The 20,328-nt window shown below is 65.9% G+C and carries 24 protein-coding genes; 8 read left to right on the forward strand and 16 right to left on the reverse strand.

Translation table 11 applies throughout. From position 1 onward, the window contains the following. The first annotated feature begins 58 nt into the window (after positions 1-58). The 4 genes from hflK (at position 59) to ACZ5CM_RS04320 (ending at position 3,929) form a co-directional block, all read left to right on the forward strand. Positions 59-1,219 carry an FtsH protease activity modulator HflK gene (hflK, locus tag ACZ5CM_RS04305; protein ID WP_464641490.1) on the forward strand — a complete coding sequence of 387 codons (1,161 nt, stop codon included), beginning with the start codon at positions 59-61 and terminating at the stop codon, positions 1,217-1,219. Next, on the forward strand, positions 1,219-2,118 hold the full coding sequence (gene hflC / locus ACZ5CM_RS04310; RefSeq protein ID WP_464641491.1) for a protease modulator HflC: 900 nt from the start codon (positions 1,219-1,221) through the stop codon (positions 2,116-2,118). Before hflK ends, hflC begins: the two co-directional genes overlap by 1 nt. Further along, positions 2,118-2,312: a DUF2065 family protein gene (locus ACZ5CM_RS04315; protein ID WP_464641492.1), complete on the forward strand. Its 195-nt coding sequence runs from the start codon at positions 2,118-2,120 to the stop codon at positions 2,310-2,312. Before hflC ends, ACZ5CM_RS04315 begins: the two co-directional genes overlap by 1 nt. Before the next feature lie 177 nt (positions 2,313-2,489). After that, the gene (locus ACZ5CM_RS04320) at positions 2,490-3,929 is read left to right on the forward strand and encodes a DegQ family serine endoprotease (protein WP_464641493.1); all 1,440 of its coding nucleotides are present in this window, start codon (positions 2,490-2,492) and stop codon (positions 3,927-3,929) included. A gap of 113 nt (positions 3,930-4,042) precedes the next feature. Here the strand turns inward: ACZ5CM_RS04320 and ACZ5CM_RS04325 are convergent, their stop codons facing one another. Both ACZ5CM_RS04325 and ACZ5CM_RS04330 read right to left on the reverse strand, forming a co-directional pair. Further along, a complete protein-coding gene (locus ACZ5CM_RS04325; RefSeq protein ID WP_464641494.1) occupies positions 4,043-4,654 on the reverse strand; it encodes an inner membrane-spanning protein YciB in 612 nt (203 codons plus the stop codon). Positions 4,655-4,675: 21 nt separating this feature from the next. Continuing rightward, complete coding sequence (locus ACZ5CM_RS04330; RefSeq protein ID WP_464641495.1) at positions 4,676-5,578, reverse strand: EamA family transporter; 903 nt, start codon at positions 5,576-5,578, stop codon at positions 4,676-4,678. A 69-nt stretch (positions 5,579-5,647) separates the two neighbouring features. Between ACZ5CM_RS04330 and ACZ5CM_RS04335 the strand changes: the two genes are divergently transcribed. Then, positions 5,648-6,199 carry an MgtC/SapB family protein gene (locus tag ACZ5CM_RS04335; RefSeq protein ID WP_464641496.1) on the forward strand — a complete coding sequence of 184 codons (552 nt, stop codon included), beginning with the start codon at positions 5,648-5,650 and terminating at the stop codon, positions 6,197-6,199. Between the two features lie 51 nt (positions 6,200-6,250). On the opposite strand, the gene ftsY is transcribed toward ACZ5CM_RS04335, so the two are convergent. Both ftsY and ACZ5CM_RS04345 read right to left on the reverse strand, forming a co-directional pair. Then, positions 6,251-7,453 (reverse strand): signal recognition particle-docking protein FtsY, encoded by a 1,203-nt coding sequence (gene ftsY, locus ACZ5CM_RS04340; RefSeq protein WP_464641497.1) that lies wholly within the window; start codon positions 7,451-7,453, stop codon positions 6,251-6,253. A 61-nt stretch (positions 7,454-7,514) separates the two neighbouring features. Beyond that, positions 7,515-8,156, reverse strand: coding sequence for a lysoplasmalogenase family protein (locus ACZ5CM_RS04345; RefSeq protein WP_464641498.1), 642 nt, complete (start codon positions 8,154-8,156; stop codon positions 7,515-7,517). 128 nt (positions 8,157-8,284) lie between these two features. On the opposite strand from ACZ5CM_RS04345, the gene ACZ5CM_RS04350 reads away from it, so the two are divergent. Then, a complete protein-coding gene (locus ACZ5CM_RS04350; protein ID WP_464641499.1) occupies positions 8,285-8,683 on the forward strand; it encodes a hypothetical protein in 399 nt (132 codons plus the stop codon). 106 nt (positions 8,684-8,789) lie between these two features. Here the strand turns inward: ACZ5CM_RS04350 and ACZ5CM_RS04355 are convergent, their stop codons facing one another. The 6 genes from ACZ5CM_RS04355 to rpsF all read right to left on the reverse strand — a co-directional run bounded on the left by ACZ5CM_RS04355 (position 8,790) and on the right by rpsF (position 12,376). Next, positions 8,790-9,623, reverse strand: coding sequence for an acyl-homoserine-lactone synthase (locus tag ACZ5CM_RS04355; protein ID WP_464641500.1), 834 nt, complete (start codon positions 9,621-9,623; stop codon positions 8,790-8,792). Between the two features lie 118 nt (positions 9,624-9,741). After that, positions 9,742-10,443: a LuxR family transcriptional regulator gene (locus ACZ5CM_RS04360; protein WP_464641501.1), complete on the reverse strand. Its 702-nt coding sequence runs from the start codon at positions 10,441-10,443 to the stop codon at positions 9,742-9,744. Between the two features lie 28 nt (positions 10,444-10,471). Beyond that, positions 10,472-10,873 carry a helix-turn-helix domain-containing protein gene (locus ACZ5CM_RS04365; protein WP_464641502.1) on the reverse strand — a complete coding sequence of 134 codons (402 nt, stop codon included), beginning with the start codon at positions 10,871-10,873 and terminating at the stop codon, positions 10,472-10,474. 256 nt (positions 10,874-11,129) lie between these two features. After that, complete coding sequence (gene rplI / locus ACZ5CM_RS04370; RefSeq protein ID WP_464641503.1) at positions 11,130-11,753, reverse strand: 50S ribosomal protein L9; 624 nt, start codon at positions 11,751-11,753, stop codon at positions 11,130-11,132. Positions 11,754-11,765: 12 nt separating this feature from the next. Then, positions 11,766-11,993, reverse strand: coding sequence for a 30S ribosomal protein S18 (rpsR, locus tag ACZ5CM_RS04375; RefSeq protein WP_464641504.1), 228 nt, complete (start codon positions 11,991-11,993; stop codon positions 11,766-11,768). Between the two features lie 29 nt (positions 11,994-12,022). After that, positions 12,023-12,376 (reverse strand): 30S ribosomal protein S6, encoded by a 354-nt coding sequence (rpsF, locus tag ACZ5CM_RS04380; protein ID WP_464641505.1) that lies wholly within the window; start codon positions 12,374-12,376, stop codon positions 12,023-12,025. Between the two features lie 271 nt (positions 12,377-12,647). On the opposite strand from rpsF, the gene ACZ5CM_RS04385 reads away from it, so the two are divergent. Next, entirely contained in the window at positions 12,648-13,178 is a 531-nt protein-coding gene (locus ACZ5CM_RS04385; RefSeq protein ID WP_464641506.1) for a hypothetical protein, read from the forward strand. A 30-nt stretch (positions 13,179-13,208) separates the two neighbouring features. Here the strand turns inward: ACZ5CM_RS04385 and ACZ5CM_RS04390 are convergent, their stop codons facing one another. The 5 genes from ACZ5CM_RS04390 to ACZ5CM_RS04410 all read right to left on the reverse strand — a co-directional run bounded on the left by ACZ5CM_RS04390 (position 13,209) and on the right by ACZ5CM_RS04410 (position 19,532). Next, positions 13,209-13,553: a DUF427 domain-containing protein gene (locus ACZ5CM_RS04390; RefSeq protein WP_464641507.1), complete on the reverse strand. Its 345-nt coding sequence runs from the start codon at positions 13,551-13,553 to the stop codon at positions 13,209-13,211. 158 nt (positions 13,554-13,711) lie between these two features. Then, on the reverse strand, positions 13,712-15,502 hold the full coding sequence (locus ACZ5CM_RS04395) for an aminopeptidase P family protein (protein WP_464641508.1): 1,791 nt from the start codon (positions 15,500-15,502) through the stop codon (positions 13,712-13,714). Positions 15,503-15,551: 49 nt separating this feature from the next. After that, the gene (gene cobT, locus ACZ5CM_RS04400) at positions 15,552-17,417 is read right to left on the reverse strand and encodes a cobaltochelatase subunit CobT (protein ID WP_464641509.1); all 1,866 of its coding nucleotides are present in this window, start codon (positions 17,415-17,417) and stop codon (positions 15,552-15,554) included. Positions 17,418-17,678: 261 nt separating this feature from the next. Beyond that, positions 17,679-18,665 carry a cobaltochelatase subunit CobS gene (gene cobS, locus ACZ5CM_RS04405; protein ID WP_464641510.1) on the reverse strand — a complete coding sequence of 329 codons (987 nt, stop codon included), beginning with the start codon at positions 18,663-18,665 and terminating at the stop codon, positions 17,679-17,681. A 243-nt stretch (positions 18,666-18,908) separates the two neighbouring features. Next, positions 18,909-19,532 carry a J domain-containing protein gene (locus tag ACZ5CM_RS04410; protein ID WP_464641511.1) on the reverse strand — a complete coding sequence of 208 codons (624 nt, stop codon included), beginning with the start codon at positions 19,530-19,532 and terminating at the stop codon, positions 18,909-18,911. A 108-nt stretch (positions 19,533-19,640) separates the two neighbouring features. Between ACZ5CM_RS04410 and ACZ5CM_RS04415 the strand changes: the two genes are divergently transcribed. Continuing rightward, positions 19,641-19,898 (forward strand): BolA family protein, encoded by a 258-nt coding sequence (locus tag ACZ5CM_RS04415; RefSeq protein ID WP_464641512.1) that lies wholly within the window; start codon positions 19,641-19,643, stop codon positions 19,896-19,898. Positions 19,899-19,904: 6 nt separating this feature from the next. On the opposite strand, the gene ACZ5CM_RS04420 is transcribed toward ACZ5CM_RS04415, so the two are convergent. After that, positions 19,905-20,267, reverse strand: coding sequence for a DUF4177 domain-containing protein (locus tag ACZ5CM_RS04420; RefSeq protein ID WP_464641513.1), 363 nt, complete (start codon positions 20,265-20,267; stop codon positions 19,905-19,907). Positions 20,268-20,328 lie beyond the last annotated feature (61 nt).

A 20,328-nucleotide genomic window follows, 5' to 3' on the forward strand; every position in this document is an offset into this window, starting at 1 on the left:
AGCACAGTTTAATAATGGCGCCCGAGCGGCGTGGACATGAGAGACAGAAAGAGGGCACATGGCGGGTAACAGCGGTGGCCCCTGGGGGGGCGGAGGTTCTTCCGGTGGCGGTGGTGATCGGGGCAAGCCCGGCGGAGGCGGCGGTGGTCGCCGACCGGACAGGGACGGTCCGCAGATTCCGGAAATCGATGAGCTTGTGAAGAAAGGGCAGGAACAGCTGCGCGTGCTGATGGGCGGGCGCGGCGGTTCGGGTCGCGGCAATGGCGGCCCGGGGAAGGGCGGCGGAAGTGGCGGTCCGATGCTGACCCGCGGGACGATCGGCCTTGGTGTGGTGGCCGCGGTCATCCTGTGGGGGCTGGCCAGTTTCTACACGGTCAAGCCCGAGGAACAGTCGGTGGAGCTGTTTCTGGGCAAGTTCTCGGCCATCGGCAATCCGGGCCTGAACTTCGCCCCCTGGCCTGTCGTGACGGCCGAGGTGATTCCGGTGAAGGTCGAACAAACCGAAGAGATCGGCGCCGGCTCGCGCGGGAGCGAGGCCGGGCTGATGCTGACCGGCGACGAAAACATCATCGACGTGGATTTTCAGGTGGTCTGGAACATCTCGGATCCGGCCAAGTTCCTGTTCAACCTGCGTGATCCGCGCGAAACCATCCGCGCGGTGTCGGAATCGGCCATGCGCGAGATCATCGCGCAATCGAACCTCGCGCCGATCCTGAACCGGGATCGGGGAATCATTGCCGAAAAGCTCAAGGAGCTGACCCAGGCGACGCTCGACAGTTACAACAGCGGCGTGAACATCGTGCGGGTGAACTTCGATGGCGCCGACCCGCCCGAACCGGTGAAGGACGCCTTCCGCGCCGTGCAGTCCGCCGGCCAGGAACGCGACCGGCTGCAGAAGAAGGCCGACGCCTATGCCAACCAGGTGCTGGCCGGTGCTCGGGGCGAGGCCGCGCAGACGCTGGAAGAGGCCGAAGGATATCGCGCGCAGGTGGTCAACGAGGCCGAGGGTGAGGCCAGCCGGTTCCTCGCCGTGCTCGAGGAATACCGCAAGGCGCCCGAGGTGACGCGCAAGCGCCTGTATCTCGAGACGATGGAGAATGTCCTGAGCAACGTGGACAAGATCCTCATCGACCAGAGCGTGCTGGGACAGGGGCAGGGACAGGGAATCGTGCCCTATCTGCCGCTCAATGAACTGCGCAAGAGCGGGGAGACGAAGTGATGCGGAAAACGGCCCTGATACTGCCCGTTCTGATCCTTGCGGCGATCGGTGCCCTGTCGTCGATCTATATCGTCGATGAACGGGAAAAGGCGCTGGTTCTCCAGTTCGGCCGCGTGGTCGCGGTCAAGGAAGATCCCGGACTGGCCTTCAAGATCCCCCTGATCCAGCAGGTCGTCACCTATGACGACCGTATCCTCAGCCGCGAGGTGGGGCCGCTGGAAGTGACGCCGCTGGATGATCGGCGGCTGGTCGTGGACGCCTTCGCGCGCTATCGCATCGCGGATATCATGCAGTTCCGCGAAGCGGTCGGTGCGGGCGGTGTGGCGTTTGCGGAATCGCGGCTCGACTCGATCCTGCGGGCGCAGACCCGCGAAGTGCTGGGTTCGGTCAGTTCGAACGACATTCTCAGTTCCGATCGGGCCGCGCTCATGCTGCGCATCCGTAACGGCGCCATTACCGAGGCGCGCGATCTCGGACTCGAGGTAATCGACGTGCGGCTCAAGCGGACCGACCTGCCGCAGGCCAACCTCGAGGCGACCTTCTCCCGGATGCGGGCCGAACGTGAACGCGAGGCCGCCGACGAGATCGCCCGAGGCAAGGAAGCGGCGCAACGGGTGCGCGCCCAGGCCGACCGGACGGTTGTCGAGCTGGTCTCGGACGCCAAGCGCCAGGCCGAGATCATCCGCGGTGAGGCAGACGCCAAGCGCAATGCGATCTTTGCCGAGGCCTATGGCCGGGATCCCGAGTTCTTCGAATTCTACCGTTCGCTCAATGCCTACGAGAAGGCGCTTGCGGGCAACAATTCATCGCTGATCCTGTCGCCGACCTCCGAGTTCTTCAACTACCTGAACACGGCGGATACGGCCGGGAAGAAGGCGGCGCGAGGCCGGTCCGAGTAATGGCGGTTGCGCTTCTGGCGCTGGGACTTGTGCTGATCGTGGAGGGGCTGGTCTGGGCACTGGCCCCTTCTCTCGTCGAGAGGCTGCTGCAGGAAATGCGCGCCCTGCCAGAGGCGGCGCGCCGGCAGCTGGGGCTGCTCGGCCTGGTCATCGGGCTGATCCTCGTCTGGATTGCCAAGCAGTTCGGCGCCTGACCGACGGTTCCGGTTGCGGGATCGGGCGCAGGATTACAGGATTGTAATGATTGCGGGGCTGGCATTGCTGCCGCTTTCGCCCCATCTTTGCAGAAAGGACATCAAGGGCACGGGGCCACCGCCCCGGCCGCGGGTATGAGGAGGATTCCGTTGCAGCACGTCGCAGTTTCAATTTCGATGGTCCGGGGGCTTTCCCCGGCGCGGGCAAGGGCCCTGTGGCTGGGTTTTCTCGCCACGCTTCTGGTTCTGGCGCAGGCGGTGATGGTTCAGGCCCGCTCCGACAGCTTCGCCCCGCTGGTCGAGCGGGTCAGCCCGGCCGTGGTCAACATCACCACCACGACGCTGATCGAGGGGCGTCCCGGCTTCGAGGGCATCGTGCCCAAGGGCTCGCCCTTCGAGGACTTCTTCAAGGATTTTCAGGACCGCAATGGCGGCGAGAACCGTCCGCGCCGTTCGACGGCGCTGGGCTCGGGCTTCGTGATCTCTGAAGATGGCTATGTGGTCACCAACAACCACGTGATCGAGGGTGCCGACGAAATCTCGATCGAGTTTCTCGACGGCCGCAAGATCAAGGCCGAGGTGGTCGGTACCGACAAGACCACGGATATCGCGTTGCTCAAGGTCGAGGCGGACAAGCCGCTGCCCTTCGTGACCTTCGGCGACTCCGACACCGCCAAGGTTGGCGACTGGGTCATTGCCGTGGGCAACCCGCTGGGGCAGGGGTTTTCGGTCAGTGCCGGCATCGTGTCCGCCCGCAACCGCGCCCTCTCCGGGGTCTATGACGATTTCATCCAGACCGACGCGGCCATCAACCGCGGCAATTCCGGCGGGCCCCTGTTCAACATGGAGGGCGAGGTGATCGGTGTGAACACCGCGATCCTGTCGCCCAATGGCGGCTCCATCGGCATCGGCTTCTCGATGGCTTCCAACGTGGTGTCCCGGGTGGTCGATCAGCTCAAGCAGTTCGGCGAAACCCGCCGCGGGTGGCTTGGCGTGCGCATCCAGGACGTGACCGAGGACGTGGCCGATGCGATCGGCCTGGACAAGGTTGCCGGGGCGCTGGTCACGGACGTTCCCGACGGGCCGGCGAAAGAGGCCGGGATCAAGGCCGGCGACGTGATCCTGTCCTTCGACGGGATCGAGGTGAAGGACACCCGCTCTCTGGTTCGTATCGTCGGCAATACCGAGGTCGGCAAGACCGTGCGCGTCGTCGTCTTCCGCGACGGCGGCACGCAGACCTTCAAGGTGACGCTGGGCCGGCGCGAAGAGGCCGAAGCCGCCGGGCCGCGCGATGGCGGGGCAAAGCCCGAAGCAACCCCGAAAGAGGTTCTGGGCATGACGCTGGTGCCGATGAATGACGAGTTGCGCGGGCAGCTCGGGCTTGGCGAGGATGCGCAGGGCCTAGTGGTCATGGACATCGATGAAACCTCGCAGGCCTTTGAGAAGGGGCTGCGCGCGGGTGACGTGATCACCGAGGCCGGTCAGCAGAAGGTGCGCACGATCCGCGATCTGCAAAAGAGGATTGACGAGGCCAGGGATGCCGGACGCAAGTCGATCCTGCTTCTGGTGCGCCGCGGGGGCGAGCCGCGCTTCGTGGCACTGGCGCTTCGGGACTGAAGGGGCGCGCCCGGCCCGTCAGGGCGGGGCGGCAACGCCCGGAGATGGAAACAGGGGCCGTGCGCCGTGGGCGGGCGGCCCCGTTGCGTTGCCCCGTTGCTTGCAGGTCTTGCTCAGCTGTCCCCGTCGGAGTCGTCGATCATGTATTGCTGCAGGGCCAGCACCTGCCACCACAGGAAGGCGAACAGGGCCGCGGGAAAGCCGAAGGTTTCGATCTTGACCCACAGATCGGTGGACATGGTGCGCCAGACGAATTCATTGGCCACCGCCAGCGCCGCAAAGCCCAGCGTCAGGCGCTTTGTCAGGATCATCCAGCCGGCATCGCGCATGGGCAGCATCTCGGCCATGACCCAGGCCAGGTAGGATTTGCCCTGCACCAGCCCGGCGCCGAGGATCCCGGCGAAGGTGCCGTAGACGATCGAGGTCTTCATCTTGAAGAAGCGTTCATCGTTGAACCACGCGGTGAGCCCGCCGAAGAAGATCACCATGAAGGCGGTGAAGATCTGCAGGCGGCTGACATGCCCCGTCAGCCACCACAGCACCCCCATCGCCCCCAGCATGATCGGCACGAAGGCCACGGTCGAGACGATGAAGCCGGAATATTCCGTGCCGCCGAAGGTATAGCTGTTGTCGCGGATCGCCATGTAGATCGCGAAGAATGCAAGCGGGGGCCCCAGCTCCAGCACCTGCTTGAGGATCGGGTTGATCTGTTTCTGCTCTGCCATGATTCCTGCCATGTAGTCGCTTCAGCCGCCCATCTCAACCAGAACCGCACCGGCCGCAATCAGGGCGATCAGGGCGACCCGGCGGGGGCCGACGGTTTCGCGCAGCACCAGCCAGCCGATCAGCGCCGCAAACACGGTGGAGGTTTCGCGCAGCACGGCGGCCTGTCCCACCTTGTCCAGCCGCGTGGCCAGCATGATTGCGCCGAAGCTGGCGAAGGCCACCAGCCCGCCGATGATGCCGCGCAGGATCAGCGGGCCTGCGGCGGGACGCGTGATCAGGCTGCGCCAGCGCAGGAACGCGATGGGCGGCATGATCAGCCCGTCGATCATGAAGAACCACGCCAGAAAGGTGAACGGATCGGCCGTGGCCCGGATGCCATAGGCGTCATAGGTGGTGTAGAGCGCCACGAACATGCCGGTAAGCACCGCCAGCGCCAGCGCCGAACGCAAGGTGTCGCGTTCGGCCGTGAGATAGGCAAGATTGTAGCCGGCAAGCCCGAAAATTCCGCTCAGCAGAACCGCGACGCCGATCCACTGGCCGGGGGTGAAGGTTTCCCCGAACACGATCCACGCCCCGATCACGGCGAAGAACGGGCCCGTTCCCCGCACCACCGGATAGACCACCGTGTAGGCGCCGCGGGAATAGGCGGTGGCCTGAAGCAGCTTGTAGGCCCCGTGGATCACGAAGGCGCCGGCGAAGATCGGCCACATGTGTGGTTCGGGCCATGGCACGACGAACAACGCGAATGGCGCCGCCATCAGCCCGTAGGCCGCGTCGATCGCGCCGCGGCTGAGCCAGGGATCGTGCCGCCCCTTCTGAAGCGCGCCGAAGACCGCGTGCAGAAAGGCCGCCATCACCGCCAGGCCCAGTGCAAGCTGATGGCCGGCCTCGGTCCCTTCGAGCCCGATCAGCCACGCGCTCATCCCGGCCGTTTCCCTTGACAGTTCCGCGCCCGGGCGCGACCCCTTGATGTATCAGGAGGAGGCGCCGTCATGTGGGACGCCATCGTTGCCCAATTCACCCCGCCCGAAACCGACCTGCCGCTGGCGGTTGCCGGGCTGCGCCTGCTGGTGGCCGGCCTTCTTGCCGGCCTTGTCGGGATCGAGCGCGAGATCCATGCCAAGCCCGCCGGCCTGAGAACCCATATCCTGGTCGCGCTGGCGGCCTGCCTGTTCACCCTGGTGGCCTTCGACGCGGTGGCCGCCGCCGGGGCCGGCAATGCCGAAGTGATCCGCTCGGATCCGATCCGGGTGATCCAGGCGGTCACTGCCGGCATGGCCTTCCTGGCCGCCGGGGCAATCATCCATTCGGGCGGGTCCGTGCACGGGCTGACCACCGGGGCCAGCCTGTGGATGGTGGGCGGGATCGGCATGGCCAGCGGCGCAGGCCGGTTGTCGCTGGCCGTTCTCGTCACCGCGATGACTCTCGTGGTTCTGCTGCTGTTGCGGATGGTGGACGCATGGATGGAGCGCCGCCGCCTGCGTCGGTGCCCGCAGGGCAGAGGCACCGCGGAGAGAGCCGGAGACGGCTCGGGGCACCCCTGAGAGGGGTTTTTGACAGGCACCGACGGCCCGGGCGGGCGGCTTCGGCCCTTGTCACCGATCGATCCCCACCAGTGCGGCGGCAAATTCCTGCGGATCGAAAGGGGCAAGATCGTCGATCTTCTCGCCCACGCCGATGGCATGGATGGGCAGGCCGAAGCGGTCGGCCAGCGCCACCAGAACGCCGCCCTTGGCAGTCCCGTCGAGCTTGGTCATCACCAGCCCCGAGACATCCGAGATCTTCCTGAACACCTCGACCTGATTGAGCGCGTTCTGCCCCGTCGTGGCATCCAGCACCAGGATCGTGTTGTGCGGGGCGGTTTCGTCCTTCTTGCGGATCACGCGGACGATCTTGGCCAGCTCTTCCATCAGGTCGGCGCGGTTCTGCAACCGCCCGGCGGTGTCGATCATCAGCAGGTCGGCCCCCTCTTCCTGCGCCTTCGTCATGGCGTCAAAGGCAAGGCTTGCCGGGTCCGCGCCTTCGGGGGCGGTGAGCACCGGCACGCCGGCGCGCTCGCCCCAGACCTGAAGCTGCTCGACGGCGGCGGCGCGAAAGGTATCGCCGGCCGCGATCACCACCTTCTTGCCGGCAGCCTTGAGCTGGCTGGCCAGCTTGCCGATGGTGGTGGTCTTGCCCGACCCGTTCACCCCCACCACCAGCACCACCTGGGGCTTTTTCGGATAAAGCGGCAGGGGGCGGGCGACCGGCTCCATGATGCGGGCAATTTCCGCAGCCAGGAGCTCCTTGATCTCGGCGACGGAAAGTTTCCGCCCGAGGCGCCCTTCGGCCAGGTTGGCGGTGACGCGCATGGCGGTGTCCACGCCCATGTCCGAGGCGATCAGCAGCTCTTCGAGCTGTTCCAGCATGTCGTCGTCCAGCCTGCGCCGCAGGACCGGTCCGGTTTCGCGCCGGCGCAGCAGCCGGCCAAGCAGACCGGAACCGGCCTGCGCTTCGGGCGGGGTTTCCGGCGGCGGGAGGGGAACCTCGACCGGGGCGGGGCCGGGCTGCGGATCGGTGGGGGCCGGCTCGGGCGCAGGCACGGTGACCGGCTCTTCCGGCGGCGGGACGGGGGTCGGCTCCGGGGTCGGTGCCGGTTCCTCGGGTTGCGGCGGGCCAGGTTGCGGTTCGGGTTCGGGGATCGCCGGTTCGGGATCGTTCTCGACGGTTCCGCCTTCCTCGACAATGGCGTCGAGGCCCTTTTCGATCCGGGAGGAGGACTTGAACAGCCGCTCCTTGAGTTTCGAGAAAAACGCCATTGCAGCACTCCCGCGTGGATTTCCCTTCACCTAATCCCGAACGGGCGCGGTTGCAAAGGGATCAGGTGAAGGCGATGAGAAATCCGGCCTGTGCGCCCCAGTAGAACAGCCAGATCACATGCGACGTGATCCGCAGGGCGGGGTGCCCTGGGGGCAGCAGGAATTTCTCGGCCGCCAGTACCAGGTCGGACAGGATGAAGGACAGCGCGGCCGGCAGCACAAGCGCAAGCCGCCCCTCGAATGGCAGGGTGAGCGCGGCAATTCCCATGGCGATGATAACCGGGACATAGGCCAGCACCGGGCCGCGCAGATCGCCGGCGCGCGGGGCAAGCCGCGCGGTCACCCCGCCGCCGAACAGCGCCAGGGCGACAAGGATCGCAAGGCGCGGCGGTTGGCCGAGCAGCGCCGGATCGGCCTCGGCCCGGGTCAGGAACAGCGCGACATAGCCCAGATGCCCCAGTGCAAACGCGCCCACGCCGGCGACGAAGGCGGTTTCGGTTTCGCGCGAGAGCAGCCAGTCACCCACGGCGCACAGCGCCAGCGCCAGCACGAGGAGCGTCGGTCCGCCGGCAAGCCCGGCGGCCAGCGCCAGAAGCGCGACCGAGGCCGTCTTGACCAGCGAGCGCAGCAGCCCCGGGGGACGGGTTGTCAGAACCAGGTAGGCGGCGGCGCAGAGCGCGGCGAGAAAGAGTGTGGCGGTCATGTGCGCAATCTGCCGGCTTCGCCCGCATCCGCCAAGACCGAACGAACCGGCAGGAGAGGAAATTCGTCGAAGGCCGCGCATGGCGAGGCAGGTTGCTCTCGGGGCCTTCGATCTGCGACAATCGCCCCATGCGCGCGTCTTTCGTGATTCTCCTTCTCGCCCTTGCCGGCCCCGCCGTGGCAGGGCAGCCCATGTCGGCCGAGGAATTCGATGCCTATACCCGCGGCAAGACGCTGTTCTACGGCTACCAGGGAACGCCCTACGGAGCCGAACGCTATCTGGACGGGCGGCGGGTGATCTGGTCGTTTCTCGATGGCGCGTGCCGGAAGGGTTTCTGGTACGAAGCCGAGGATGGCCTGATCTGCTTCATCTACGAGGATCGCCCCGATCCCCAGTGCTGGAGTTTCGAACTCGAAGCCGGCCGGCTGATCGCCCGCTTCGAGAACGACGCGCAGGCGACCGAGCTTTACGAGGCCGAGGAACTGGGCGAGGAGATGACCTGCCTCGGCCCCAGGGTCGGGGTCTGAGCGGCGGCAAGGCAAAGGGACCGCGGGGGGAGTGCGCCGCGATCCCTTCGGGCAGGCCACCCGCAGGGGTGACTGCTGCCGGGGGTAACCCGGTATCCGTGTATCCTCAGCCGCCGGTTGCGGCGGGCGTGGCGGCCATGGCCTGCAGGGCCTTGCGGTCCGCCCCGGCTATGGGCACCGCCTCGATCAGGCGAATTACCGCATGGCGCTCTTCGGCGGTTTCGGCGCTTTGCAGCTGTTCGGCGAAATAGCCGAAAAGCTCGCCCCGGCCCGCGGTTGCGGATTCGCTCTCCGACCTCCGGTAGAGCGCCAGCGCCTCGTCGTCGCTCAGAAACACGTCGTGTTCGATTCCCGCATGGGCGCGGATCGCCGCGATGCGTTCTTCCGAGCAATCCATCAATACTGCCATGGCCTTGACCTTTCCCATTGGTTTCGGAGTTCCCACTTGACCGACCGGCGCGTTGCCGGACCGGATCAGCACCCGGTTCATCACCGGGTCGATCACCGCGATCGCATCCAGAACGCCCGCGCGCCGGGCGTATTCGAAGGCGCCGATCATCACTTCGCTGGTGACGTAGGAAATGGAATTGCGCGACTTGCCCCGCACCAGCCGCTCGGTATCCACGCAAAAGCGCGTCGCCTCCCACAGCTGGGCGCTGCGCAGGGGCGGTTCTCCGTCCAGGATGGCGCAGAAGACATCGGCCAGCATGTGCGGCCCGGTCGTCTGAAGCAGGCGCATGCAGCCCACTACCCGGCCGTGGTCGTCGAGGCTGACGATATGGGTCGGGTCCAGCGCGTCGAAGCTGTCGATCTCCATGCCGTCCCTCACCTCGACTTCCCAGCCGAGCCGGTCCTGGAAAACGCGCGCGCGCAGCCGGTGCATGTCGGCGAGGATGCCGCCGAATTGCCCTTTGTTCATTCCGTCGATCGCGATGATCATGGTATCCCCCTTACCAGTTGATTACGCATCGTGATCGTTACCGATCATTAACCAGCGTACTATTAGGGGATTCCCGTATGGATTATTTGATACCCGCGTGGGTGGAAGTGCCGCTGGGTCAGCCGGGCAGGATCAGTCCCAGCCCGACGGCCCGACCGACCGCCTGCGTCGTAGTGAGTGCGCCCAGCTTGTCCCGGGCCGAGCGCAGGTGAACCTCGACCGTGCGGTGCGAAATGGACAGGATATCGCCGATGTCATGCTGCGATTTGCCGTCGGCGGCCCATTTCAGGATTTCCAGTTCGCGGGTGGACAGGTTCGGATGGAACAGGGTCGCCGACAGCGTGCCCGAGCGCATGATGGTATCGTGAAGATTGACGGCCGAAACCTGAAGGTCGCCCATGACACGTGCGGCCAGTTGCTTCCATTCGCCCTCGTTGCAGTCGCGAGTCACGTTCAGCAGGCCGCAATCCCCGTAGGGGCCGCGGATCGGAACCGTCATGCCGCGGTCGGTGATGCCGAAATCGGCAGCATCCCGAAAGATGATCTGGAACTTCTCGTTCTGCGCAAAGCGCGCCCAGTCCACCGGCGCGATGCTTTTCGCGGCCTGGTACAGGGTCGGGTCGAAATGGTGAAACCCCTTGCGACCGTAGTGCTGCTTCCATTCGTCGGAATAGGTGGCATAGCCCTGCACGTCGCCGGTCACCGGGTTCACCGTCGCGTACGAGGCATAGTCGAAGCCCAGTCGATCGCACAGGTCTTCGAGGAAGGCAGTCGCATTGTCGGCGATGTCCTTCCGCGTGGCCAGATCGATCAGTTTCATCCAGGGCCCCCTTTCCCCCGCCCGCAGGCTAGTCCGTTCCCTCCTGTCCGGACAGGTTTTCGCCTTTGCGCCCCGGCGTCAAGCTCCGAAGGAATCCGAGAACCGCGTCTTTCTGGTTCTCGGGGAGGGAATGGAACAGCCGGGCGGTTTCGATCGCCCGCGGATCCGAAAGAAAATTCGAGTCCTCCCCGGCCTCGATCCGTTCGGCCGGCGGATTGTCGATCCCGTCGAAGAAATAGCTGATGTCCACCCCCAGGGCATCGGCGATGGTCCACAGGCGCGAGGCGCTGACCCGGTTGATGCCGGATTCGTATTTCTGCACCTGCTGGAAGCGCACGCCGATCATGTCGCCCAGTTCGGTCTGGCTCATCCCCAGGGCAATCCGCTGAGCACGTATCCGGGCTCCTACGAAAATATCCACGTCATTCATGTCGTACCCGATCGATCAATCAATGTTCCTGCGCACAAGCGGAAAGGTGGCCCCGTACTGTGAAAGTTTTCCAGTCATAGCACCTGACCGGCTCAATTTGCAGGGCAGAATTTACCATATGGTGAATTGATTCGATAACCGTCACCGGGAGGTTGTCGGGCTCATGGGCCGGATCATGCCGAGTGATACCTCCCGAACACGAAAAAGCCGCGCGAAGTCTCGCGCGGCTTCGATTCTTTCAACCGGTGACTCAGGGTCAGGCGTCGGTTTCCTTTTCGCCGGCATCTTCGGCGACTTCGGTCGGTGCTTCGCCTTCGTCCGAAGCGGCCGACCCGATGTCGTCGAACAGTTCGGAGATTTCGAATTCTGCCTGGGCTTCTTCCTCGGCGGCCAGTTCCTGGATCGACTTGCCCGAGGCCTGAAGTTCGGCCTCTTCCGCCGAACGCGCGACGTTCAGGGTGATTTCCACCGAAACCTCCGGGTGCAGAACCACCGAAATGGTGTGCAGGCCCAGCTCCTTGATCGGCCCCGAAAGCACCACCTGCTTGCGGTCGATCGAGAAGCCCTCGGCAGTGGCCACTTCGGCCGCGTCGCGCGACGAAACCGAACCGTAAAGCGCGCCGGTATCCGAGGCCGAACGAATCACGACGAACTGCTGACCGTCGAGTTTCTCGGCCAGCGCCTCGGCCTCCTTGCGGGTTTCGAGGTTGCGCGCCTCCAGCTGCGCCTTTTGCTCTTCGAAGCGGCGGATATTGGCCTCGGACGCGAACAGCGCCTTGCCCTGGGGCAGCAGGTAGTTGCGGGCATAGCCGGGCTTGACGTCCACGACGTCGCCCATCTGGCCCAGCTTGGCCACGCGTTCAAGAAGGATGACTTGCATCTGACCCACTCCTTACTTCACGACATAGGGCAGCAGGGCGAGGAAGCGGGCACGCTTGATGGCGCGGGCCAGTTCACGCTGCTTCTTGGCCGATACGGCGGTGATGCGCGAGGGCACGATCTTGCCGCGCTCGGAAATGTAGCGCTGCAGCAGGCGGGTGTCCTTGTAGTCGATCTTCGGCGCGTTGTCGCCCGAGAAGGGGCAGACCTTGCGGCGGCGGAAAAACGGTCTTGCGGCCATGGTTTACATCCTTTCCTTCAGGCTGGCGTTCAGCGGCGGTCGCGACGGCCGTCGCGTTCGTCGCGCTTCTGCATCTGGACCGACGGGCCCTCTTCGTGGGCATCGACCTTGACGGTCAGGACCCGCATCACGTCCTCGTGCAGGCGCATGAGGCGTTCCATCTCCTGCACCGCCGTCGCCGGCGCGTCGGTCTTCATGAAGGCATAATGGCCCTTGCGGTTCTTGTTGATCTTGTAGGCCATCGTCTTGAGGCCCCAGTATTCGCTGTCCACGACCTTGCCGCCATTGTCGGCAAGAATGGCGCTGAAATGTTCGATGAGCCCTTCGGCCTGCGCGCTGGAAAGATCCTGGCGCGCGATCATTACATGCTCGTACAGCGGCATGTGCACTCCTGTTCTTCTGTCCGGGCGCATTTCAAAGGCGGGGCGATGTCCTTCCGCGGCCCCACCACGAGGGATGCGCGGTTCATGTCGTTTGCGAAAGGATGGCCCCATATACACGCTCTGCCCGCGCGGACAAGCCCCGCGGCCCGGATTCGGTGCCTTGCCAGGCAAATTCCCAACCCGTGCCCAATTCCTGACGTTTTGCGATGTTGAACTGGAAACAATCCGGCGTCGGACCGGAAAACGACGATATTGGGACAGGATGAAGCAGATGGCCGCGACGATGAAAATGGCCGCCAGCCATGCGCGGGTAATGGCCGATCCGGCACCGCGGTTCCAGGAGGCGATGCCGCTCCTGATTTCCTTCGCGCCAAGCTGGCCGCTGGTTGCGACGCTGTTCAGGATTGCCGGTACCGCGCTGGTGCTCGGGGCCGGGATGATGTGGGTGGTGCCGGGCGGCGAGGTCGGCCCCGACATCCTGCTGATCAAGCTCGGCCTGTCCGTGACCTTCCTTCTGTGCGGGCTGGCCATGCTGATGATCCACCATGTGGACAACCGGCCCGATGCCTATTTCGATCCCATTCGCAACGAGGTGCGCGTGCTGCGCAAGGACAAGCGCGGCCGCCCGCAAGCGGTGCTGCGCCGCAGCTACGACACGCTGGGCTGCGCCCGTTTCAGCGACCGCGTGGTCGAGATCTTCGACGTCGACGGAACCCTGCTGATGCGGCTTCCGGTGGATGACCACGATGTGCGCCATGCCCTGCGCGCACAGCTCAGTGGCACCGTCAACATCGCCAGCTGACCCGGGCCCCGGCCGTCCCGCTCCGGTGGCTCAGAAGCGTTCCACCGTCACCGCATCGCCGGTATCGAAGGCAAGATGCCCCCTGATCGCCGCGACCGCTTCCAGCGGCGCCTCGTAGCTCCAGGCCGCGTCTTCCAGCCGGCCCGAGCGATTGACGATCGTGAAATAGCTGGCATCGCCCTTGTGCGGACAACGGGTGACCTTCCGGCTCCGGTCCAGCATCGCCATCGCCACGTCCTCGCGCGGGAAATAGACGACCGGGGGCATGTCCCCTTCCCGCAGTTCCAGTGCGTTGCGGGTCTCTGCCAGAACCGCGCCCCCCGTTCGCACCGTCCATACCCCGTCAAGCCTGCGGATACTGATCTCGCCCGCCATTCGTTCTCCTCCCCTTGGCGATTCCTCGCCGCTCCCTCTTGCCGGAAAGACTCCCGCCGGAGGCAGGCGAGCGTCAGCCCGCCTTGTTTCGCCCACGGCCCGGGCCCGCCCCGGCGTTCGCACGGTGAGGGGCAGACTCGCGCCAAGCTGCTGCAATGTCAAAGCGGCGCGGTCGCGGCGTTCAGCCACAGCCGGGCCTGCGCGTTCACGTGCGGCCCGATCCGCTCGGCAACCTCGGCGTGATAGGCATCGAGCCAATCGCGTTCGGCGCGCGTCAGCATCTCGGTCACCACCAGCCGCCGGTCGATCGGCACGAAGGTCAGCGTGCGCCAGCACAGCATCTCGCGCCCCTCGTCGCCGCCGGGCAAAGGGGGCGCGGGTTGCACGACCAGTAGATTCTCGATCCGGATGCCGAAGGCGCCTTCGCGGTAATATCCCGGTTCGTTGGACAGGATCATGCCCGGCTCCAGCGGGACGTCGCCAAGACGGCTGAGCCGCTGTGGCCCCTCATGCACGCTCAGATACGAACCCACGCCGTGGCCAAGACCATGGTCGAAATCCTGCCCGGCCAGCCACAGCGGCACCCGGCCCAGGGCCTCGATATGCCGCCCGGCCAGCCCCCTTGGCCAACGCAGCCGCGACATGGCAATCATGCCCTGAAGCACGCGGGTGAAGGCGCGGCGCTCTTCCTCGCCGGGGGTGCCGATGGCAATGGTGCGCGTGACGTCGGTGGTGCCGTCCAGATACTGCCCGCCACTGTCCAGAACCAGAAGCTGACCGTCCTCCAGCACCGCATCGGTTTCCTCGGTCACCCGGTAATGGATGATCGCCCCATGCGGGCCGGTGCCGGCGATGGTCTCGAAACTGATATCCATCAGTCGCCGGTCGCGCCGCCGGCAGGATTCAAGCCGCTTGACCACCTCGATCTCGGTCAGGGTTCCTGCTGGTTGCGCATCGAGCCAGCTGAGAAACTCCACCATCGCCGCGCCGTCGCGCAGATGCGCCGCCGCGCTGCCCGCGATTTCGACCGGGTTCTTCCGCGCCTTGGGCAGCAGGCAGGGATCCTGCCCCTCCACCGCCCGATCCCCCAGCGCGTCGGCCACCGCCTGCGGCGCGCTTGCACGGTCAAGCCGCACCGGCCCGGAAAGCCCGCGCAGGAAGGTCTCGAACCCGCCGGGGTCGCGAACCGTCACGCCCTCGCCCAGCCCCGACCGGATGCCTTCGAGCTTGGCCGCGGCCATGAACAGATCCACCCGGGCGTCATCATGGAGAACGGCGAAACCATGCGCTACCGGAATGCGGGGAATGTCGCCGCCGCGAATGTTGAGCAGCCACATGATCGAATCCGGCAAGGTGATGACCGCTGCCCGCTGCCCTTCCGCCCGCAGATCCTCGGCCAGACGTGCGCGCTTGTCCCCGGAGCTCTCGCCAGCGAATTCCAGCGGATGCAGCCGCACCGGTGCCATCGGCGCTGGCGGCTGATCCTCCCAGATCCGGTCGATCAGATTCGCGCTCGCCACCAGTTCGACCCCCGATCCGGAAAGTTCGGCCCTCAGCGTCTCGATCTGCCCGGTGGCATGCAGCCACGGATCGAATCCGACCCGCCCGCCCTCGGGCAGGTGCCGCGCCAGCCAGTCGGACAACTTCACCTCGGGCGAGGGCAGCGGGGAGAAAACCTCGGCCACCTGCGCCTTGACCTGGGTCCGATAGCGCCCGTCCACGAAAATCCCGGCCACCTGCGCCAGTACCGCGCAAAACCCGGCCGAGCCGGTAAACCCCGTCAACCAGGCAAGACGTTCGTCGCGGGGGGCGACATATTCCCCCTGATGTGCATCCGCCCGCGGCACCAGGAAGCCGTCCAGCCCCTCGCGCACCATTTCGGCCCTCAGCGCCGCCAGCCGCGGCGGCCCCTGTTCGGGACGGGCCGTTACCTCGAACGTCTGGAACATGCCGGTCCTTTTTCTGGCTCCAAATATCCCCGCCGGAGGCAGGCGAGCGTCAACTCGCCTTCCTGATCCCCATCACCCGCGCCCGCGCCCGCGGATCGGAATCGAACAGCGCCGCCAGCTGCTCGGTCATGGCGCCGGCCAGCTGCTCGGCATCGGTGATGGTCACGGCACGCTCGTAATAGCGAGTCACGTCATGGCCGATGCCGATGGCCAGCAACTCCACCGCCTTGCGCCGCTCGACCATGTCGATCACCTTGCGCAGATGCCGTTCCAGATAATCCGCCGGGTTCACGCTCAGCGTGCTGTCATCGACCGGAGCGCCATCGGAAATCACCATCAGGATCTTGCGCGCCTCGGGCCGCGCCAGCATCCGCCGATGCGCCCATTCCAGCGCCTCGCCGTCGATGTTCTCCTTCAGCAGCCCCTCCTTCATCATCAGACCCAGATTGTCACGGGTGCGCCGCCAGGGGGCATCGGCGCTCTTGTAGATGATGTGACGCAGATCGTTCAGACGCCCCGGCTGCTGCGGCCGGCCCGAATTCAGCCACGCCTCGCGCGCCTGCCCGCCCTTCCACGCCCGGGTGGTAAAGCCGAGGATCTCCACCTTCACGTCGCAGCGCTCCAGCGTGCGCGCCAGAACATCGGCACAGATCGCGGCGATCGAGATCGGCCGCCCCCGCATCGAGCCCGAATTGTCCAGCAGCAGAGTCACCACCGTGTCGCGGAAGTCGGTGTCCTTCTCGACCTTGAAGCTCAGCGGCGTGGTCGGGTTGGCCACCACCCGCGCCAGCCGCCCGGCATCGAGGATCCCCTCGTCGCGGTCGAATTCCCAGCTGCGGCTCTGCTGCGCCTGAAGGCGGCGCTGCAGCTTGTTGGCCAGCCGCCCCACCGCACCCTTGAGCGGCTCCAGCTGCTGGTCCAGATAGGCGCGCAGGCGCTCCAGCTCGACCGGCTCGGCCAGGTCCTCGGCTGCCACCTCCTCGTCATGGTCCGACAGGAACACCCGATATTCGGGATCGGCCTCGGAAGCCGGCGGCGGGGGAGGGGGCTCCAGCGGCGCATCCGCCTCGGGCATGTCAGCCTCGTCGCCCATCTCTTCGTCGGACATCTCGTCGGCCGTCACCTGCATCTGATCGGGCTGGTCCTGGGGCTCGGCGTCGGGGTCGATCTCGGCCTCGCTGTCGTCCTGGTCCTCGCTGCCCGAAGAATCCGGTTCCGACTGATCCTCGTCCTGCTGGGCCTCTTCGTCGCGATCGTCGTCTTCGGTGTCGGGATCCTCGCCCAGCTGGTCGCCATAGCCCAGATCGGCTATCACCTGGCGTGCCAGCCGGGCAAAGGCCGCCTGATCTTCAAGCACCTTGTCCAGATCGGCGAGCGCTTCGCCGGCGTGCCGTTCGATGTGGGCGCGCCACAGCTCCATCACGTTGTCGGCGCCGGGCGGCAGGTCGCGCCCGGTGGCGAGATGGCGGATCAGATAGCCGGCGGCGGCGGCCAGCGGCGCCTCGGCCGGATCCTTGATCCGGTCGAAGCCCTTTTGCCGTGCCTCGTGACCGATCCTGGCATCGATATTGGTCGCGGTTCCCGGCATGTGGCGTGCCCCCACGGCCTCGCAGCGGGCATTTTCCATCGCCTCGTAAAGATCCCGCGCCATGTCGCCGCTGGGCGCGTAGCGCAGATGCACCGCCTCGTCGTGATAGCGGTGACGCAGGGCCAGGGTATCCGCCGTGCCGCGCGCCAGCATCACCTCGTCGCGGCCCATGCGGCGGCTGACCTGCGGCAGGCGCATCGTGTCCCCCGAAAGCCCGGAGGGGTCGATGGAGTAGTTCACCGTCAGTTCCGGGTCGTCCGCCATCACCCGGGCGGCCTCGGCCAGGGCCTTCTTGAACGGATCGGCGGGGTTATCGGATCTCTTCATGCGGGTTCGGTCCTTGCGGGCTTGAAACTCATCCCGCGCTGGCAGGTCTGCTCACGATGTTGTCGGGCATGGCGCGAAAAATGGCAAGGGTCGGGAAACCGTCGCCTCGAGGTCGGGCATTAGCGGGGCCGCGGTCGCGGGCCGGGGGCGTCAGGGACGGGGAGGCGGGCTGGCGCCCGCCTGCCTCCGGCGGGGATATTTGAAGCCAGAAAAAGTGCCGGTATGGGGCTGTCCGGCCGGCGGAGGTGGCGTTGTGTCCGTTCACCCCAAGCTCACGCTGGCCGCACTTTCCGGCAGTTCTTGGTCAAAGCAGCGCTGGTAGAACTCGGCCACGGTCTGGCGTTCGAGTTCGTCGCACTTGTTGAGGAAGGTGACGCGGAAAGCATAGCCGATGTCGCGGAAGATGTCGGCGTTCTGCGCCCAGGTGATCACCGTGCGCGGGCTCATCACGGTGGAGAGTTCGCCGTTCATGAACGCGGTGCGGGTCAGATCCGCCACCGTCACCATCTGGCTGACCGTGCGGCGGCCCTTTTCGGTGTTGTAGTGCGGCACTTTGCTGAGTACGATCGCGCATTCGGCATCGTGGCTGAGATAGTTCAGCGTCGCCACCAGCGACCAGCGGTCCATCTGCGCCTGGTTGATCTGTTGCACCCCGTGATAGAGCCCCGTCGTATCCCCCAGCCCCACCGTGTTGGCGGTGGCGAAGAGGCGGAAATAGGGGTGGGGGGTGATGATCTCGTTCTGGTCCAGAAGCGTCAGCTTGCCGTCATGCTCCAGCACCCGCTGGATCACGAACATCACGTCGGCCCGGCCGGCGTCGTATTCGTCGAACACGATGGCGGTGGGGTTGCGCAGCGCCCAGGGCAGGATGCCCTCGTGGAACTCGGTCACCTGCTTGCCGTCGCGCAGCTTGATGGCGTCCTTGCCGATCAGGTCGATGCGCGAGATGTGGCTGTCGAGGTTGACCCGTACGCAGGGCCAGTTGAGCCGCGCGGCCACCTGCTCGATATGGGTGGACTTGCCGGTGCCGTGATAGCCCTGGATCATCACCCGGCGGTTGTGGGTGAAGCCGGCGAGAATCGCCAGCGTCGTGTCGCGATCGAACTTGTAGGTGGGGTCGATTTCGGGCACGCGTTCATTGCGTTCGGCAAACGCCTTGACGTTCATGTCGCTGTCGATCCCGAAAGTCTCGCGGACCGAGATCTCTTCGGTGGGTTTCGCGTTGATGTCGATCACGCCGTCGGCCATCGGTATTCGTCCTTTTCCTTCGGGCACATGCTGCCCGGCCCGTGGTGCAACATATCTCGGGCAAGGGCAAGAGACTCACCCGCGCCCGGCCGCCGATCGGGCCGGAACGTTGCGAGCGGGCGCATCCGCGGCAGGGCTGCCATGCGCTGTCGTGCCGGCCTCGATGCCGGCCCTTGGCCTTGATATGGGGGCCGGGAGGGACGAAGTGAAGTCGCATCCTGCCCCGTTTTCGGGGGCGGCGCCCTATTTGAAATAGCGGCTGTCCTTGATCTGGTCCCAGGCCCAGACAACCTGTTGCAGTTGCTCTTCCTGGCTGCGGTCGCCGCCGTTCATGTCGGGGTGCAGAACCTTGATCAGCTTCTTGTAGGCGGCGCGTACCTCGGCCTTGGTCCAGGTGTCCTTGGCGTCGAGAATCTCGATGGCGCGCCGTTCGGTCGGCGGCAGGCGCCGCCCGCCCCCCGCCGCGCGGCCGGGGTTGCGGGTGGCGTTGGGGCCCAGAACCTGGTGCGGATCCTCGATGCCCAGCCGCGCCCAGGCCCGCGCCTCGGGGTCGCTCATCGGCCGGGTCTTGCGTTCCCACACCTTGTCGCGCGATTGCTGGGCGTTGATCTCGGCCTCGGTCGTGCCTTCGAAGAAGTTCCACTTCTGATTGTATTCGCGCACGTGTTTCTGGCAGAACCAGTAATAGTCGTCCAGGACGTCCGGGGCCTTGGGGGCGCGGAACTTGCCCGGTTCGTCACAGCCTTCGTGATCGCAGATCCGGGTCGAGGTTTCCGACGCGCCCGACATGCCGCGTCGTCCGCGGGGGTTTTTCTTTTTCGCCGCAGAGACGGAAATATCAAAGCCGAAGGGGTCGGGTCTGGGCATGACGGAACTCCTGCAAGGCACATCTTTTCGACTCGGAGGCAGCAGTTTAGTCTGTGCGGCGACAGATAGAAGAGGGGGCGGGAATTTTTTTCCCGGAGAGGATCAGGCATGAGCGTGACGGACGAGATCAGAAACCGGCTGGAGCATGCGTTCCGGCCGACCCTGCTGGAAGTGGTGGACGACAGCGAACGCCACCGCGGGCATGCGGGATACCGCGAGGGAGGCGAGAGCCATTTCAACGTGAAGATCCGGGCCGCGGCCTTCGAGGGGCAGTCGCGGATCGCCCGGCACCGCGCGGTCCACGAGGCGCTGGGCCCCGATCTGGTGGGCCGGATCCACGCGCTGTCGCTGGATATCGGGGTCTGAGCGGCCTCAGCCGTCGCCGCGCGGCCCGGGGATATCGGGCTTGTCTTCGGGATTGCCGTTTTCGGGGGCGGCATCTCCGGTTCCTTCGGCACTGACGGCCCCGGAAGAGAGCGAAGGGGGCTCGGCACCCCCCGTCAGCGGCGGTTCCTCGACGGCGGGCGGTGCCGAAGCGTCCACGGGCGTGACCACCGGCACGACCATGGGGCGACGGAATACCAGCACGTTGCGCCAGCGGGTGACCGTGCCGGTCAGCCCGCTGCGCTCTTCGCTGGGCAGAAGCTCGGCGCGCAGATATTCCCACCCGTCCGCGGCCATTTCGTTCAGAACCGCCTCGACCCCCAGCGCGAAGCGGGCCTGCGGCGTTTTCACGCCCTTCGCCTTTTTCCCCTTCGCGGGGGCCGGAACCACCCTGTATTCAAAGCGCGGCGCC

The organism is Piezobacter thermophilus (genome assembly GCF_055386745.1).